Raw genomic sequence first — 15758 nt, 5'->3', positions numbered from 1 at the left:
CAAACTGTTTTCGCCACTGTAGAATCGTGGATGGAGCTGCTATACCAAAAATAGCCGCTGTTTCATTGAAGGACGTACCGTTTTCAATCATGAAGTTTAGTACATCTAGTTTAAACTGTGGGGTGTAGTTTGTATATCGTTTTATAAACGCTTCTACACCGTTATGTTCATATTGTTTCTTCCAAACTCGAATAATTTTATCATCAGCCCCGATTGATTGAGCGATTGTTTTGAAGCTTTCATTGCCATTCAAATACCTTAGAACGGCTTGTAATTTTTCTTCAGCTGTAAATTTAGCCATAAAAAACTGCACCTCCAATTGTTAGTTGTGTCTAACAATTGGGGTGCAGTTCAGGTATTAAATAATCTAAAGGGATTCTTTTTTATTAGGCAATACCGAACTTATATAAAATAACACAATCATTTCCACCCTAGTTGTGATGTGACTCCATCATTGGAAGATATAAATGTTACAAGAAGGTTAGTCGAAGCTGGAAAGCTACTGGGCTTGACCACTTAGTTGTAAATGGTGACAATAGTTTTACCAGCTTAAAAGAGAAAGGCTATATTTAGAAGGGGGAAACAACTTCCTTTTTCTTTAGATATATTTGTATTTTCATTTAATAAATGAAAAATTGTTCTTAAAAAGTAAATTACGTTTACATTTACATATACATCCTACAAACCTGAACGGAATATATCGGAGCGTTTAATGTTTATTTTGTTATGTTAAAAAGTGAAGGGAGGTTATTTAATGGATTTGCTTGAAAGGATGAACGCAGCAATAAGCTATATCGAAAACCATTTGGAAGATGATATTAACTACAAGGAAGTTGCAAAGATAACACATTTCTCTGATCACCATTTTAAACGAATGTTTTCTTTTATAGCGGGAATCACCTTGGCAGAATATGTGCGTAGAAGGCGATTGACTTTAGCTGCATTTGATTTAATAAAAAGTGAAATGAGAGTGATTGATGTAGCGATTAAGTATGGCTACAACTCGCCAGATTCGTTTTCAAGAGCATTTCAAGCATTACATGGAGTTAAACCTAGTATAGTGAAAAATGCAGATGTTCCTTTAAAAGCGTATCCTCGGATGACCTTTCAAATTTCGATTAAAGGAGATGTTGAAATGAATTACAAATTTGTTGAGAAAGAGGCTTTTACCGTTGTTGGGAAAAAAGAAACAGTAGCTTCTAGTGAGGCAGAATTCAATCCAAAAATGTGGGAGCATATCAAAGAAATAGAAGAGTCTATTCGGACATACGATAATACTTCGTTTTCTGGTATACTAAATATTACCTTGACAAAAGAGAATGGAGACATGGATTACTATATTGCTACAGCTACAACTAAACCATGTCCAAAAGAGCTTGAGACCTTGGATATCCCTGCTCAAACATGGGCAGTATTTCAAGCAACAGGAGAAATGCCAGACGCTTTATTATCGACTTGGGAGCGAGTATATACCGAATGGTTCCCAACATCTGGTTATGAATTAGCTGAGGCTCCTGAATTTGTAAGAGGAATTAACGATAAAACTGAAATTTGGATTCCTGTTCAGAAAAGATAATGGTTAGAGGGAGGTCTTTGTGACCTCTCTTTTACTTATTAAACATACGGATGCTTGAATAAGCTCTATGATAAAAGACTTTAAAATGTATTCAACTAACACCTATAATATTGGTTCAAATTGGTTCAAGTAATGTCAATTTCAATCCTTTTCCATACATTTTTATCCATATAACAACTCCAAAAACGTTGATATAAATGGATTGTAATGTATTCAATATACTCAGAATATATCTGTATATTTCTCAAAACGTTAATTTTACATTTTCGTTTATCAAAAGAACCTCTTTTCGAAGAGGTTCTTTTTTTTATGCTTTGGAGTGTGGCCGAGAAGGTGATTCTTCATTATATAGGTCTATCAATAAATAAGTGTGGTTATGGTAATATGTATGAAAGTGAATGAACCATATTTATAAGACGCGTTGTTGGAGAAACAGACTAACGTTACTATTAGGGGGAAAGGGAATGGATGCAACAAAGCACAATGGGATGGCTTGGGATAAAAAAGTGGAGGAAGGTTCTACGTACACCCGACCTGTGAGCAGTGAAGTGATTGAAAAAAGTAGGTCCGGCGACTGGGCAATTACGGTTACAACCGAAAAATCAGTGCCAAGAGAGTGGTTTCCTGAATCATTGGAGGGGCTGAACGTTCTTTGTTTGGCATCCGGCGGCGGCCAACAAGCCCCCGTTTTAGCTGCGGCGGGAGCGGATGTGACGGTGGTGGATATCTCTAAAAAGCAATTGGAACAGGATGAAAAGGTCGCACAACGTGATGGATTAACCTTGAAAACCGTTCAAGGGGATATGTCCGACCTCAGCGGCTTTGAGGATGAATCGTTTGAGCTAATTGTTCATCCTGTCTCCAACTTGTTCGTCGAACAGGTGCGGCCTGTCTGGCTTGAAGCAGCGAGAGTGTTGAAACCAGAAGGCATTTTAATCGCTGGATTCACGAATCCTCTGTTATGGATTTTTGACGACACACAAGAACAAAAAGGAATTCTCGAAGTGAAACATTCTATTCCTTCTTCAACGTTGGATCATTTGCCTGAGGATGAAGTGCAAGAGCACCTCAACTCCCATCAGACAATCGAATACGCCCATACTTTGGAAGATCAAATTCAAGGCCAGATGGATGCAGGGTTTGTTCTGACCGGTTTTTATGAAGACGATTTTGGCGGGACAAGACTGTTGGACAAACACATCAAAACGTTTATCGCTACTCGGGCTGTGAAGACGAAGAGGGGATGAAACAAGTTGTTTGAAACCAAACGGTGTTCGATTCATGCCTTTAAGGAATCCGATTCTGCTGAGGTGAAAAAACTATATCTCAATCATGAAGTAAGAAAATATCTTGGAGGCATACGTAAGGAAGAGGCCGTTGAAGCTGTGTTAGACGACATGCTTCATTCAAGCGAAGATTCCTATTATTGGGTTGTCAGAGAAAAACACACGGATTATTTTATCGGATTGATCTCCATTGACCCTCACCACGATGGAACGTACGTTGAGATCTCCTATCAATTTTTACCGGATTGGTGGGGAAGAGGATATGCCACAGAGACGGTGGGGTTTATCCTACGTGTTGCTTTCACTGAATTAAATCTTTCAAAGGTAATTGCGGAAACTCAAACTGCGAATGTCTCCTCTCGTAAGCTGTTGGAAAGATTAGGGATGAAGTTAGAACGAACCACTACGAGATTTGGAGCGGAGCAGGCCATTTATTCCATTGAACGGTGACTCAGTGGCGTTGTAACGGTAAATAGAAAAGGAAAGTGAGGGGGAACAAGATGGGAGCGGCGGGAGTGATTTTATATGTGGTGCGTTTTTTAATTGAAGTGGCGACAGTTGGCGGATTGATTGGCGGAGGGGTGCTTGCAAGAAACGTTTCCCATAAGCTTCTCTTCCCGTTGCTGGGAATCGCGATTGTAGTCGTATGGAGCTTGTTCGGAGCACCGAAAGCCAAGTATGCTTTGCAAGGCATCCCCAAGCTTATGTTGGAAATCGTAGTGTTCGGTATAGGAGCGTACGGCTTCTTTCAATTATTTGGAGAGAGGGCCGGCATCATTTACACAGTTACGGCGTTCTTAGACTTGGCATTGATTTACCTGTTGAGACTGCAAGGAGTTGTTTAGTGAAACAACAGGAAGGAGCATTCAATATGTTGACAAGGGAAGAAGTCTTTGAATACGTTAGAAAAAATTATGGCACTGAACCAGATTATCCATGGAAAAAGTTTCCTCAGTACGCCGTTTTAAGGCATTCGTCCGGATCATGGTACGGTATCATCATGAATGTCCTTCCGGAAAATCTGGGGCTGGAGGGAACAGATAAAATAGACATTCTGAATTTGAAGTGTCTTCCCGAAATAAATGACAGCCTGAGAAACGGGTACAATGTTTTCCCTGGGTATCACATGAATAAGGAACATTGGATTTCACTTGTTTTGGAACGTACCGATGCACAAGGGGATGTGTATAACTTGATTGAGCAAAGCTTTCATTTAACAAAGTGAGCCGGCGGGAACTTCATGATTGCTATGCAGAGCGCTTAGGATGCGGGTCCAAAGCCGATGATGGTATACTTGGAAAAAGAGCACTGTAAAACTCACTCATAAAGGAGAGTTTGTGATGGAAGAAGAAGTGAAGGCCGGAAGAATCGACACTGTTTCAAGAGTCATCGACGTCTCGCCGCACACTCTCTATCAAGCATTCATGGACCCAGATTCTCTCGTCCAATGGTTGCCGCCGGAAGGGATGAGGGGGGATATGAGCCTTTTTGAACCGCATGTCGGTGGGAGATACCGGCTCACCCTCACATTTGGAGAAGAGCAAGAAATGGCAGGAAAGACCACTGAAAACACGGATGTGTCAGAAGGCACTTTTGTTGAATTGATTCCGGACAAGAAAATTGCCACTGCAGGAATGTTTGACTCAGATGATCCTGACTTTGCCGGCAACATGGTCATGACCTGGTATTTTGAAGAAGTGCTGGAAGGCACACGAGTGACGATTGTGGCGGAGAACGTCCCGGAAGGAATCAAAAAGGATGACCACATCGACGGATTGACCTCCAGTCTAGAAAATCTTGAAAGTTTTGTCGAGACAAGATAGGGCAACGGTATGTTAAAAGGTTTGCTGCTTCGATAGTGGCAAACCTTTTTGAAGATACGCAAGGAGTTGTTTCAAAGAGGGGGGATGCTGATGGAGTACTTCAAATATCTGAGACAGCATGTGGGACATCAGCCGATCATTTTACCAGGATCGGTTGTCATTATGTTGAATGAGGAAGAAGAAGTATTGTTGCAAAAAAGGCATAATGGAAACTGGGGATTGCCGGGTGGTCTGATGGACTTGGGAGAGAGTTTTGAAGAAGTGGCCAAAAGGGAGGTTTTTGAAGAAACGGGATTGGTGGTTGGAAAACTAAATTTACTTAATGTCTATTCTGGTTCGGAGTATTACTTAAAAGTTCAAAATGGCGATGAACTCTATTCGGCAACCGCCGTTTACTATACAAACGATATCCGTGGGAATTTAACGATTGATTACAGCGAATCGAAAGACATGAAGTATTTCGCATTAGATAACCTGCCGGATGCATTGACGCATACTGATAAAGGCTTCATTGAAGCGTATATAGACAGAAAGAAGTAAGCAGGATAAAAATTGGAGGAGAATTGCGAGATGATTACCGATACAGATTTGAAACACTTAAAAAGGTGCGTGGAATTGGCCCGTACAGCGTTAGAAAAGGGCGATGAACCATTTGGGTCGGTGCTGGTCTCCGCGGACGGAGAGGTGCTGTTTGAGGACCACAACCACGTGTTTGGAGGCGACCATACCCAACACCCGGAATTTGCCATCGCGCGCTGGGCAGCCAATCATATGACACCTGAAGAAAGAAGCAAGGCGACCGTGTATACTTCCGGCGAACATTGTCCGATGTGTGCGGCCGCTCACGGTTGGGCAGGTTTGGGGCGTATTGTGTACGCCAGTTCTTCTGAACAGCTGGTACAGTGGCTGGAAGAATTTGGCGTGGCGCCGTCACGTGTGCGGAACCTGTCGATCCAAGAAGTGATTCGCGATACTTCTGTCGACGGTCCGGTTCCTGAGTTGGCGGAACAAGTGCGTGAACTCCACCGTCAACTCCATAAAGGAAAAGCGTAAAGCAAAAGAAGCACCAGCCGTTTTTGGCGGGTGCTTCTTTCATCTACAGGGTTAACGTGAGGCTTTTGGGGGCTGGCACACGTCACATTTGCGTTGGTGTTTGTTTTTGAATTTAGTAAAAGTCTTTTCGAATTGGGCGCCGCATGCACATTCGAATGAGAGTTTTTGGGAGAAGCCGTGGAATTCCGTTGACAGCAACCGACTTTCTGAGCTTTTCTCCACAAATTGGTTGATTTCATTAATCGTCCATCGTTTATTCATCTTCGTATACCTCCATGTTTTGTCGCTTATCGGAGGCTTGTTGGCTCCGTTCATGTATCATAAAGCGCCTAATTGTACCATGAGCAGACACATAATGAAACAAATGGAAGGAATTTCAGAAAAAATAAATAGCAAAAAGGTGACCGCCGTTATGGGTGGTCACCTTTTGTGAATGTAGGAAGACGGTTTATTTCGTCAATCCCAAAATCAATTCTTTGTAGATGTCGAAGAAGGCGAAGTAGTAGTCTTTGTAGACGTACTCATCGGTTTTGTGCGCCATTTTCGTCTCGCCCGGACCGTACATCATGAACGGGAAGTCGTCTCCTTTGTCGCGCAAGAGGTTGGAGGCATCTGTTGCCCCAGGAGAGCCTTTCACGTCGATGTCCAATCCCAAGTGTTTCTTGCCCAGTTTTTTCGTCAATTCGACCATATCGGACTCACCGGTAGTGAAGACGCTTGGTAGCGACATGGTCACTTCCACATCGATTTTCGCGCCGTCTGCATTGTATTTATCCGCTGTCTTGCGGAACAAGTCGATCACTTCGTCGTTGTCGAATTCTTGAATCGTCCGCACATTGATTTCGGCTACCGCTTTTTCCGGGATGGAGTTGACTTGGTTTCCGGCGTTGAAGATGGTGGTGCTCATAACCAATTTGCCGAGAACATCATTTTCGCGTTCGTCGCCGTTCAACTTTTCGTCCATTTCTAAAAGGTAGGCCATCAACGGGTTAATGGCGTTGTACCCAAAGTGAGGCATCGAGCTGTGCGCCGCTTCTCCAGTGGAAGTGACACGCAAGTTCAGAGACCCTTTGTGGGAATAGATGATGGTGGATGGAGAAGGTTCTGCCACCCACAGGTAATCCACGTCGTCCATGTAGCCTTCTTCGTAAAGTTTTTTCGAACCGGCGCCGCCGACTTCTTCACCGGTTGTGGCCATGAAGCGGACCGTGCCTTTTTTCAATTCATCGTTTTCTTTGAGTTCAATCATGGTCAACGCCAGGTTGATCAAGCCGGCTTTCATGTCGTTTGTGCCGCGGCCGTACAACTTGCCGTCACGTTCGGTCAGTGTGAACGGATCAGAAGTCCACTCGCTCTCGTCTCCTGGAGAAACAACGTCCATGTGACCGGACACGCCGATGACCGGTTTTCCGCTTCCGATTTCAGCCACCAAGTTGACACGGGTGTCTGTGACTGGAACGATTTTCGATTCGATGCCGTATTCGGCAAACAGCTCTTTTAAGTAATTCGCCACTTCAATTTCGTTTTCATTCACCGATTTGATGGCGATGACATCTGCTAGAATCTGTAACTTCTCTGCTTCTGTAAAACGCTTCATGCAGGGTACCTCCCGAATTTTTTCTGTCCACTAACAATCATATCATACTTTTTGAATGTGTATTTCCAGACAGCCAAAACAAAAAAAGAACCAGACAGCTTTCTGTCTGGTTCTTTCCAAATTAAGCGATGGTTTCCGCTTTTTCTTGTTCCGCTCCTGGTGCGCCTTCTTCGGTGTCCAAGACGTGTTTGGCCACAACGGCAGCCAAGGCACCGCCCAAAAGAGGCGCCAATGTGTAGAGCCACAACTGGGATACCGCTGCTCCGCCTGCAAAGAGGGCCGGTCCGAAACTGCGGGCTGGGTTGTAGGAAGCTCCGGTGATGTTTCCTCCAACCAAAATCATGGCTGTCAGAGTCAACCCGATGATGAGTCCGGCTGTATGCGGATTGCCATTCCGTCCGGTCGCTGTCATGATGACCAACACGAACAAGAAGGTCAAGACCACTTCAATGACAAAGCCGCCTGGAATCGTCAGGCCTTCTGCCAACACAGTGGCGCCGATGTTCGTGGTGTCTCTTCCAGCTTGCGTGAGGAAGAAGTACAGCGTAGCCGAACCAGCTGCCGCCCCAACCAATTGCGCGATAATGTAAGTGATCAGTCCGGAAAGACTGAGGCGTTTGTTCAAGTACATGGCCAAACTGACTGCGGGGTTCAGGTGAGCGCCTGAAATCGTTCCAACGCTGTAGGCCATCGCCACAACGGTCAGCCCGAATGCCAGTCCGACTGCCAAGATGCCGGCTTGTCCGTCACCCAAAACGGCTGCTCCTGTACCAACCAATACTAACGCAAAGGTTCCAATGGCCTCTGCGATTGCTTTCTTACTCATATACATTCTCCTTTTTCATATAAGACCTCTAATAGAGTAGCACATAAGACCGTGCACTTTCTATCTTTTTTATACCGAAAATTTTGAATATTTATGAGAGGGATTGGGAGAACTTTGAAAAAGCGTTTCCTTCCCGTATGATGGAAGTAGAAGAAAAGACGGAAAGGGAGATGCGGGATGGAAAACTGTTATTACTGCAACAAAGATGAAAAAAGCTTTTTGATTGAAAATGAACTGGCGGCCGGGTTTTATGACGAATCGCCGTCTTCACCGGGGCACTTTCTGGTTATCACCAAACGCCATGTACCGGACTTTTTTGAGTTGACGCCGGAAGAGCACAGTGCGGTCTCTGAACTGCTGGTGCAGGCGAAGAAGTTGGTGGACAGGGAATTCCAACCGGCTGCCTACAACATCGGCGCCAACTGCGGAACAGCGGCGGGACAGTCGGTGCGGCACGCCCACCTCCATTTGATTCCACGTTACGAAGGGGACGTCCAAAATCCCAAAGGCGGCATCCGCAACATCCTGCCGAAGCAACCGTAAGCGCCGCGTTTCGTTTGCTTAGTATGACCCTTTTTCCTCCGGGGGAAAGGGTTGTTTTTTTTACGTCAAAAGGTATATGATACACAAGAGACAGAAAGCACTTGCTTTCTTCGGTGAAAGAGTGTAACATAATCGGTTGCGCTATGTGTAAAGGAGAGTGTGTGCATGATTGATACGGAAAGACAGTTGGAAGAGCAGTATTTGGATAAAGTATACAAAAAGCTGCTCAAAACCGGCTTGGAACTGGAAGAGCAGTTGAAAGACGCGAAGGAAAACGGACTTGCGGCAGTCAAGGAATTGTCCGAAGACGTCCGTTTGAACTTTGACAACTACGCAGACAACTTGGAAACTCTCTCGGCAATCGAGGCCAAGAACCGGGAAATCGATCAGATGAACATCCGGAACCAAGTGGCTGCCTCCCGCCTGGAAAAAGTGAAGCGGCTGTTGGAGTCCCCGTATTTCGGGAAAATCAACGTGGAATTTTTGGAGGATGGCGACCAGGACCAGTTCTACATCGGCATCCACCATTTTGCGGATGAAGAGCGGAACAACTTGGTTTATGACTGGCGTTCCCCGATCGCCGAACTCTTTTACAACAATACACTCGGACCGTCTTCTTACTCAGTGAATGGCTACAAAAACGACGTGGACATTCAAAACAGAAGACAATTTATCATCGAAAAAGACCGGTTGCTCAAGTACTTTGATTCTTCCATCGCCATCCAGGACGATGTGCTGTTGGAAGCCTTGGAACAGGATGCAACGAATGAGATGCAGGACATCACCGCCACCATCCAAAGAGAACAAAATGTGATCATCCGGGACACCGCGAACAAACACATTTTGGTCAACGGGATAGCCGGAAGCGGGAAGACGTCGGCCATCATGCAGCGGATTGCGTACTTGCTGTATACGTACCGCCAACAGATTACCGCTGACAACATTTTGATTCTCTCTCCAAACGACCGGTTCATCGAGTACATCTCGAACGTCTTGCCGTCCCTAGGGGAGCGGAACCCGTTGAACGTGACGCTGCTACAGTTTGCGGAACGCTTTTCGCCGATGGACGTCGAACCGGAAGACGCGTATTTCGAACGCGTCAGTTCCAAACAGGTCGACGAACAGACCGCGGTTCTGCGCAGCAAAGGCTTCGTGGACCACATCAAGCAATCGGACGCACATTTTCTCCCGTCACCGTCTTTTTTCAAAGACTTGACGCGCAGAGGAAAAGTCGTCATTTCCAAAGAAAAAATCATGGAAATTTATCATACCACGCCGAATTTTGAGAACTTGATCGACAAGCTGCAGGCGACCAAACGGGTGTTGATGGATGAGTGGGAAAGCCGTCTGAACCGGCATTCGAAAAAGCGCTCTGTCCAAGACAACGTGATGTTGTTGTCTGAAGAACAACAGCAGAAGCATTTCGGAAAAGTCCTCACAGAGGATTCCGAGAAAAACCTCCACCGGTACGCAGCCAAGCTGTTGAACAAAAAGTATCGAGCCATCACCCTCGGCATCGAACAAAACGCGTGGATCGACACCACGGCGTTGTTCAAGGAATTATATGCCGGCTACACCGACAAAGAGTATGCCTTCTCCGGGAAGACGTACACGTTGGATGAAGCGGTCATCTTCATGACGATTCAGCACAACTTGGTGGAAAAAATCAGCGTGCCGAATATGCGGTTTGTGTTGATCGACGAAGTGCAGGATTACACGACGGCACAGCTCAGCCTGTTGATGGACTTATTCCCGAGGAGCGGGTTCACGATGGTCGGCGACGAAAACCAGGCCATTTTCAATTCAGGCATGTCGTTTGACGACATCGATCGGTTGTTTGAAGGGCGCGATGCGGAGGTGAAGCGGTACGACTTGTTGAACAGTTACCGTTCAAGCGGCGCCATCACCCAGTTGTTCAAACGGTTGGCGACCAACAACAAAGAGATGGATATCATCCCGGTTCGGAAAGAAGGAAAAGAACCGAGTTTTGTTCCGTACAGCTCGTTTATGGAGCTGCAGCACGTCATTGAGAAAGCCGCAAGGGAGTTCGGCAGCCTGACCATCATCACCAAAACCGATGCGGAAGCGCGGGAAGTAGGGACCGTGATCCAGCGTAGCGATTTGGATGCGTCCGCTGTCGAAGTTTACCCGATCAACTTGGCAAAAGGGTTGGAGTTTGACAATGTCTTGCTTTACAACGTTTCTAAAGACAACTACGTGACCGACCGCAGCATCAAAATTCTCTACACCGCCGTTTCGCGTGCGATGAAGAACTTGGTGGTCACCTATAAAGACCAACTGCCGGAGTTGCTGGCGGAAACGAGATAATGAAGAAACGGGCGCTTTCCAAATGGAGAGTGCCTGTTTTTATCTCTCAATGTTTCAAGTATGACAAACCCGCGACAAATTGAATATAAATTAGCGATATTTACAAGTATTTCGTTTTTTATTCAAAAATACTGGTACACTAGTTAACGATCATACTAATCTATTTTGACCAAGAAAATTTTTGGCGGAATAGATGAAAGGATGTGTACGTTTATGGTTGAAATCGCAAGAGAACTGCGCGCAAATGTGCAAGCCACCCTCACGTCCAGTCTTTCAGCCGAAAGAAAACAATCCATTCTTAACCGTTTAATCGAACAAGCGGAAGTGCTCTGTTCCAGTGAACCGGACACGCTGAGCAGAACGGTGAGTGCGTTGACCGAAGAAGAAAGGCAAGCCCTTCAAGAGGCGCTGCAGGAAGCCGTCGACGCAGCGAAAAGTCTTTTGAAGAATACATAAAACAAAACGAACGGTGTTACAGGGCGTTTTCCACCATTGGAGGGTGCCTTTTCTTTGTGCCGGAAAAGGCGTATTGTAGACTTAAGAAGAATAGGATGGGCGGAAATGAGAGATGAAATTAGTGAACGTCCAAGTGGATGGAGAAACAACAATCGGTTTGAAAACAGACAAAGGTGTTTTAGATGTGAAAGCGGCCGCCGCCAAACAGGGACTGAGTGTGCCGGAAACGATGAAAGCACTCATCGAACAAAACGATTTGTCTGACTTGAAGCAACTGGCAGAAACAGCGACCGGGCCGTTCTTGTCCGAAGAAGACTTCACGTATGCCCCGGTGATTCCCGATCCAGACATATGACGTTGAAGCCGGGAGATGTGATTTTCACCGGTACCCCGGAAGGCGTCGTCCTCGGCTATCCGGAAGAAGAGCGAGAGTGGCTGAAACCGGGAGAGACGTTGGAAGTCAGCATTGAAAACATCGGTGTGTTGAAGAATACACTGAGGTAAAGTGGCACAAACTTCTGCGTACTGATGAATATTTTTATGAAAGTTGACAGCAAGGATAAAAGGAAGTATGCTGTTGTTAAATAATTAAATAGTCTTCAGGGCAGGGTGAGATTCCCGACCGGTGGTAGAGCCCACGAGCCGCAAGGCAGATTCGGTTAGATTCCGAAGCCGACAGTACAGTCTGGATAAAGAGAGGACAATAAATAAAAAAGACACGAAGAGTAGCTGTTTTTTGGCTGCCCTTCAAGTTTCTTGAATGGTATTTACATATGAGTACATACGCCCTGGAATAGTTTTTATTCCAGGGCGTTTTTAATGCAAAAAAAGGTTCTTGGTAAAAAGGTTTCGTTGGCCTGGATATCACCTTTTTTATGAACTCATTAGTAAAGAAGGAGACCAGTAGGTAAAGCCCTGATGATATTTCGTCAGGGCTTTTTTCTATGTAAAGGAGGCAATCCAAATGAATGAAAACAAAGATGAACACTACATGCGCAGAGCACTGTCATTAGCAGAAAAAGGCAAAGGGTTTGTACCACCCAACCCCATGGTAGGGGCCATCCTTGTAAAAAATGACCGCATCATCGGGGAGGGATACCATGAAAAGTATGGCGAAGCTCATGCGGAAGTAAATGCATTTGCCTCTGCCACCGAGAATGCGGAAGGAGCCACCCTATATGTCACCTTGGAACCGTGCTCCCACTATGGGAAAACGCCGCCGTGTGCCGATCTGATTGTGCAGAAAAAAGTGAAGCGGGTAGTTGTTGGGGCGCTAGACCCTAATCCTTTAGTAGCCGGTCGCGGCGTTGAAAGAATAAAAGCAGCAGGAATCGAAGTGGTCTCAGGTATCCTTTCTGAGGAAAGCCAACAGTTGAACGAAGTGTTCATGAAGTTCATAACCGAAAGGAAACCTTTTGTGGTACTGAAGGCGGCTATGAGCCTGGACGGAAAAGTCGCCACCCGGACAGGGGAATCCAAGTGGATTTCGGGAGAAGCATCGCGCAAACAAGTTCATCAAACCCGGAGTCACTTGACGGGAATCATGGTGGGAGTGAACACGGTGGTGACCGACAATCCCCAACTGACCGCCCGCTTTCCCGGCAGCAAGAATCCCATACGCATCGTGGTGGACAGTCACTTGAGAATTCCCCTGGAAGCAAACGTGTTGCAGCGGCAAGAAGAAGCTCCGACCATCATCCTCACCACTCATCAAGCACATCAAGAAAAGGCGGCGCATCTCATCGATAAGGGAGTGACGCTTCTCCCCGTAGCGGAGAGACAGGGCAGAGTAGATTTGCAAGAAGCGATGACCGAGTTGGGACGGAGAAATATCGACAGTATTTTGTTGGAGGGAGGAGCGACGTTAAACTTTTCCGCCTTGGAAGCAGGCATTGTAGACAAAGTTCAGATGTATATCGCTCCTAAGATCATTGGAGGCACCGGCTCACCCACTCCCATAGGCGGGAAAGGTATCGACCATCTGAGCGAGGCCTTTCCAGTAGCAAATGTCATGATACGGATGAGTGGAGAAGATGTCTTTCTTGAGGGGAACATACAAAAATAACTGGGAAAGGAAGAAAAAATGTTTACAGGAATCATCGAAGAAATTGGAAAAGTAAAACAAGTCAAAAGAGGAGAAGCCTCTTCCGTTTTAACCATTGAGGCCGATACCGTGCTTGAAGGGACTGCCATCGGGGACAGCATCTCCGTCAATGGGGTTTGTCTCACGGTCACCCAGTTGCTGGCGGGGGGATTTGAAGCGGATGTGATGGCTGAAACGTTGGACCGCTCCAACATCGGTGAGTTGGAAACGGGTCATGAAGCCAATCTGGAACGCGCAATGAACCTTCAGAAAAGATTGGGTGGGCACATTGTAAGTGGGCACATCGATGGCACAGGTGTAATCAAAAAGTATAAGGAAGACGACAATGCAGTATGGGTGACGGTCGCGACTGATTCAAATCTTCTGCGCTACATCATCGAAAAAGGTTCCATTGCTATTGACGGTATCAGCCTGACAGTCGCGGCTGTGGATGAGCACTCCTTTGCAGTAGCCATCATTCCCCACACTGCTGAACAAACAACACTTTTGAAGAAAAAAGTAGGGGATACCGTCAATCTCGAATGCGACATGATTGGAAAATATGTTGAGAAATTATTGGGGCTGGTTCCTCAGTCAGTCAAAAAAGATGCACAGAAGGCATGAAGGAACGAAAAGGAGAAGACACCATGTTTAACACGATTGAAGAACTATTGGAAGACTTAAAGGCAGGGAAAAACATTCTCTTGGTTGATGATGAGGACCGTGAAAACGAAGGAGATCTCATCTGTGCAGCGGAATTTGCCAGTCCAGAGAACATCAATTTTATGGCCACTTACGGAAAAGGGCTCATTTGTATGCCGATGGCCAAGGAGTATACTGAAAAGTTGGCATTGCCGCAGATGAGTTTGCACAACACAGACCATCATTCGACCGCTTTTACAGTATCCATCGACTACATTGATACAACGACGGGCATCTCCGCCTACGAACGGTCACTCACAGCCATGAAAGCAGTGGCGGATGACGTTGGCCCCGATGATTTCCGCCGTCCTGGGCACATGTTCCCGCTTGAAGCCGTGAAAGGCGGCGTGCTTACTCGTAATGGGCATACGGAGGCAACCGTCGATCTTGTCCGGCTGGCCGGTTTGAAGCCGGTGGGGCTGTGCTGCGAAGTGATGAAAGAAGATGGGACGATGGCACGTCGTGATGATTTGCTGGTGATGGCCAAGGAGCATAACCTCAAAATTGGTACGATCAAGGATCTGATTGAATATCGGAAAGCCAATGAACTTTTGGTGATTCGCGAAGCAAAAGCCAAACTGCCTACTGCATATGGCGACTTTGACCTGTACGCCTATGAACATGTTTTTACGGGAGAACATCATGTTGCCTTGGTGATGGGGGACGTTCAAACAGACGAGCCGGTGTTGTGTCGGATCCATTCGGAATGTTTGACCGGCGATGTGTTTCATTCTAAGAAATGTGACTGTGGGCAACAACTCGATTCAGCTCTGAAACAGATTGCAGAAGAAGGAAGAGGGGTCCTCCTCTATATGCAGCAAGAAGGGCGCGGAATTGGGTTAATAAACAAAATCCGTGCGTACGCTCTTCAAGATCAAGGGCACGATACGATAGAAGCAAATCTTATGCTGGGCTTCCCTGTGGATTTGCGAGAGTATTATGAGTGCAAACAAATCTTCGATGATTTGGGCATCAGCAGACTGCATCTGATGACCAACAATCCCTTAAAAATGAAAAGTTTAGAGGACTATGGGTTGAAAGTAGAGAGGCGGATTCCAATCCAAGTGGAGGCTTTTGCGGAAGATAAAGATTACTTGGAAGTGAAGCGCACAAAATTAGGACATTATTTAGAATCTTGAATTGTAAAATTAAGCTAGAAAAATAGAAAACCATTTGTGATACACTCTCACTAAGTTCCAACCACGAAAATTAGAGGAGTGACCACAAATGGCCTACACACATCTTACCATGAAAGAACTTAGCTGGATAGAAACTTATTTTGATACTGGATTAAAACCTTATAAGATTGCTCGGAAAATCGGTCGATCAAATCAACCGGTCTATAATGTCGTTTCCTTCCTAAAGGAAGGCGGTTCAATTATAGAATACTTTGATCAGTATAAACAGAATAAATCAAAGTGTGGCGCTAAGAAAAAGACCTTTACAAGAAAACAAACCCAATACATTAAAGATAAAGTTTCAGAA

20 protein-coding genes, 1 pseudogene and 1 riboswitch are annotated in these 15758 nt (G+C 45.6%); of the genes and pseudogenes, 18 read left to right on the top strand and 3 right to left on the bottom strand.

Going from position 1 to position 15758, the window contains the following annotated elements:
* A partial coding sequence (locus tag G470_RS0108730; protein WP_028274501.1) for a helix-turn-helix domain-containing protein occupies positions 1-301 on the bottom strand: 301 nt, incomplete at its 3' end.
* A 141-nt stretch (positions 302-442) separates the two neighbouring features.
* On the opposite strand from G470_RS0108730, the gene G470_RS15125 reads away from it, so the two are divergent.
* From G470_RS15125 to G470_RS0108690, 9 genes are all read left to right on the top strand, one after another.
* Positions 443-520, top strand: coding sequence for an MPN domain-containing protein (locus tag G470_RS15125; RefSeq protein ID WP_420806587.1), 78 nt, complete (start codon positions 443-445; stop codon positions 518-520).
* Between the two features lie 234 nt (positions 521-754).
* Positions 755-1576, top strand: coding sequence for an AraC family transcriptional regulator (locus G470_RS0108725; RefSeq protein ID WP_028274500.1), 822 nt, complete (start codon positions 755-757; stop codon positions 1574-1576).
* 464 nt (positions 1577-2040) lie between these two features.
* Positions 2041-2823: a class I SAM-dependent methyltransferase gene (locus tag G470_RS0108720; protein ID WP_028274499.1), complete on the top strand. Its 783-nt coding sequence runs from the start codon at positions 2041-2043 to the stop codon at positions 2821-2823.
* A 6-nt stretch (positions 2824-2829) separates the two neighbouring features.
* The gene (locus G470_RS0108715; protein WP_035445414.1) at positions 2830-3312 is read left to right on the top strand and encodes a GNAT family N-acetyltransferase; all 483 of its coding nucleotides are present in this window, start codon (positions 2830-2832) and stop codon (positions 3310-3312) included.
* Between the two features lie 50 nt (positions 3313-3362).
* Entirely contained in the window at positions 3363-3707 is a 345-nt protein-coding gene (locus G470_RS0108710; RefSeq protein WP_035445413.1) for a DUF2568 domain-containing protein, read from the top strand.
* Positions 3707-4087 (top strand): MmcQ/YjbR family DNA-binding protein, encoded by a 381-nt coding sequence (locus tag G470_RS0108705; protein ID WP_205617914.1) that lies wholly within the window; start codon positions 3707-3709, stop codon positions 4085-4087. Before G470_RS0108710 ends, G470_RS0108705 begins: the two co-directional genes overlap by 1 nt.
* A gap of 115 nt (positions 4088-4202) precedes the next feature.
* Positions 4203-4685, top strand: a complete 483-nt coding sequence (locus tag G470_RS0108700) for an SRPBCC domain-containing protein (protein ID WP_028274495.1) — start codon at positions 4203-4205, stop codon at positions 4683-4685.
* 90 nt (positions 4686-4775) lie between these two features.
* Positions 4776-5225 carry an NUDIX hydrolase gene (locus G470_RS0108695; protein ID WP_028274494.1) on the top strand — a complete coding sequence of 150 codons (450 nt, stop codon included), beginning with the start codon at positions 4776-4778 and terminating at the stop codon, positions 5223-5225.
* Between the two features lie 30 nt (positions 5226-5255).
* Positions 5256-5738: a nucleoside deaminase gene (locus G470_RS0108690; RefSeq protein WP_028274493.1), complete on the top strand. Its 483-nt coding sequence runs from the start codon at positions 5256-5258 to the stop codon at positions 5736-5738.
* Between the two features lie 448 nt (positions 5739-6186).
* Here the strand turns inward: G470_RS0108690 and G470_RS0108680 are convergent, their stop codons facing one another.
* Together G470_RS0108680 and G470_RS13170 are read right to left on the bottom strand one after the other, a co-directional pair.
* Complete coding sequence (locus G470_RS0108680) at positions 6187-7335, bottom strand: ArgE/DapE family deacylase (protein WP_028274491.1); 1149 nt, start codon at positions 7333-7335, stop codon at positions 6187-6189.
* A 121-nt stretch (positions 7336-7456) separates the two neighbouring features.
* The gene (locus tag G470_RS13170) at positions 7457-8161 is read right to left on the bottom strand and encodes an MIP/aquaporin family protein (RefSeq protein WP_035445412.1); all 705 of its coding nucleotides are present in this window, start codon (positions 8159-8161) and stop codon (positions 7457-7459) included.
* Positions 8162-8338: 177 nt separating this feature from the next.
* Here G470_RS13170 and G470_RS0108670 point away from each other — a divergent pair, with 177 nt between their 5' ends.
* The 9 genes and pseudogenes from G470_RS0108670 to G470_RS0108630 all read left to right on the top strand — a co-directional run.
* Positions 8339-8704: an HIT family protein gene (locus tag G470_RS0108670; RefSeq protein ID WP_028274490.1), complete on the top strand. Its 366-nt coding sequence runs from the start codon at positions 8339-8341 to the stop codon at positions 8702-8704.
* A gap of 165 nt (positions 8705-8869) precedes the next feature.
* On the top strand, positions 8870-11032 hold the full coding sequence (gene helD / locus G470_RS0108665) for an RNA polymerase recycling motor HelD (protein WP_028274489.1): 2163 nt from the start codon (positions 8870-8872) through the stop codon (positions 11030-11032).
* A 213-nt stretch (positions 11033-11245) separates the two neighbouring features.
* Positions 11246-11488 (top strand): hypothetical protein, encoded by a 243-nt coding sequence (locus tag G470_RS0108660; protein WP_028274488.1) that lies wholly within the window; start codon positions 11246-11248, stop codon positions 11486-11488.
* Between the two features lie 112 nt (positions 11489-11600).
* Positions 11601-11843, top strand: a complete 243-nt coding sequence (locus G470_RS0108655; RefSeq protein WP_028274487.1) for a hypothetical protein — start codon at positions 11601-11603, stop codon at positions 11841-11843.
* Entirely contained in the window at positions 11840-11992 is a 153-nt protein-coding gene (locus tag G470_RS14155) for a fumarylacetoacetate hydrolase family protein (protein WP_084172154.1), read from the top strand. The genes G470_RS0108655 and G470_RS14155 overlap by 4 nt, the downstream gene beginning before the upstream one ends.
* A gap of 87 nt (positions 11993-12079) precedes the next feature.
* Positions 12080-12194, top strand: a riboswitch (FMN riboswitch).
* A 258-nt stretch (positions 12195-12452) separates the two neighbouring features.
* Positions 12453-13553 (top strand): bifunctional diaminohydroxyphosphoribosylaminopyrimidine deaminase/5-amino-6-(5-phosphoribosylamino)uracil reductase RibD, encoded by a 1101-nt coding sequence (ribD, locus tag G470_RS0108645; RefSeq protein ID WP_035445411.1) that lies wholly within the window; start codon positions 12453-12455, stop codon positions 13551-13553.
* 18 nt (positions 13554-13571) lie between these two features.
* Positions 13572-14195: a riboflavin synthase gene (locus tag G470_RS0108640; RefSeq protein WP_028274485.1), complete on the top strand. Its 624-nt coding sequence runs from the start codon at positions 13572-13574 to the stop codon at positions 14193-14195.
* A gap of 23 nt (positions 14196-14218) precedes the next feature.
* Positions 14219-15412 (top strand): bifunctional 3,4-dihydroxy-2-butanone-4-phosphate synthase/GTP cyclohydrolase II, encoded by a 1194-nt coding sequence (locus G470_RS0108635; RefSeq protein ID WP_028274484.1) that lies wholly within the window; start codon positions 14219-14221, stop codon positions 15410-15412.
* Positions 15413-15500: 88 nt separating this feature from the next.
* Positions 15501-15758, top strand: a pseudogene (locus G470_RS0108630) (IS30 family transposase); the annotation flags it as partial.

The organism is Atopococcus tabaci DSM 17538 (genome assembly GCF_000429585.1).
Classification (GTDB): domain Bacteria; phylum Bacillota; class Bacilli; order Lactobacillales; family Carnobacteriaceae_A; genus Atopococcus; species Atopococcus tabaci.
The sequence above is the reverse complement of the archived record's forward strand: the minus strand, read 5'-3'. Positions and strand labels throughout refer to the sequence as shown.

What these genes read in the sequence shown, in the direction of transcription:
- G470_RS0108725 (WP_028274500.1), top strand. Translation starts at nt 755, where the DNA reads ATGGATTTGCTTGAAAGGATGAACGCAGCAATAAGCTATATCGAAAAC.
- G470_RS0108720 (WP_028274499.1), top strand. Translation starts at nt 2,041, where the DNA reads ATGGATGCAACAAAGCACAATGGGATGGCTTGGGATAAAAAAGTGGAG.
- G470_RS0108710 (WP_035445413.1), top strand. Translation starts at nt 3,363, where the DNA reads ATGGGAGCGGCGGGAGTGATTTTATATGTGGTGCGTTTTTTAATTGAA.
- G470_RS0108700 (WP_028274495.1), top strand. Translation starts at nt 4,203, where the DNA reads ATGGAAGAAGAAGTGAAGGCCGGAAGAATCGACACTGTTTCAAGAGTC.
- G470_RS0108695 (WP_028274494.1), top strand. Translation starts at nt 4,776, where the DNA reads ATGGAGTACTTCAAATATCTGAGACAGCATGTGGGACATCAGCCGATC.
- G470_RS0108690 (WP_028274493.1), top strand. Translation starts at nt 5,256, where the DNA reads ATGATTACCGATACAGATTTGAAACACTTAAAAAGGTGCGTGGAATTG.
- G470_RS0108680 (WP_028274491.1), bottom strand. Translation starts at nt 7,335, where the DNA reads ATGAAGCGTTTTACAGAAGCAGAGAAGTTACAGATTCTAGCAGATGTC.
- G470_RS13170 (WP_035445412.1), bottom strand. Translation starts at nt 8,161, where the DNA reads ATGAGTAAGAAAGCAATCGCAGAGGCCATTGGAACCTTTGCGTTAGTA.
- G470_RS0108670 (WP_028274490.1), top strand. Translation starts at nt 8,339, where the DNA reads ATGGAAAACTGTTATTACTGCAACAAAGATGAAAAAAGCTTTTTGATT.
- helD (WP_028274489.1), top strand. Translation starts at nt 8,870, where the DNA reads ATGATTGATACGGAAAGACAGTTGGAAGAGCAGTATTTGGATAAAGTA.
- G470_RS0108660 (WP_028274488.1), top strand. Translation starts at nt 11,246, where the DNA reads ATGGTTGAAATCGCAAGAGAACTGCGCGCAAATGTGCAAGCCACCCTC.
- G470_RS0108655 (WP_028274487.1), top strand. Translation starts at nt 11,601, where the DNA reads ATGAAATTAGTGAACGTCCAAGTGGATGGAGAAACAACAATCGGTTTG.
- G470_RS14155 (WP_084172154.1), top strand. Translation starts at nt 11,840, where the DNA reads ATGACGTTGAAGCCGGGAGATGTGATTTTCACCGGTACCCCGGAAGGC.
- ribD (WP_035445411.1), top strand. Translation starts at nt 12,453, where the DNA reads ATGAATGAAAACAAAGATGAACACTACATGCGCAGAGCACTGTCATTA.
- G470_RS0108640 (WP_028274485.1), top strand. Translation starts at nt 13,572, where the DNA reads ATGTTTACAGGAATCATCGAAGAAATTGGAAAAGTAAAACAAGTCAAA.
- G470_RS0108635 (WP_028274484.1), top strand. Translation starts at nt 14,219, where the DNA reads ATGTTTAACACGATTGAAGAACTATTGGAAGACTTAAAGGCAGGGAAA.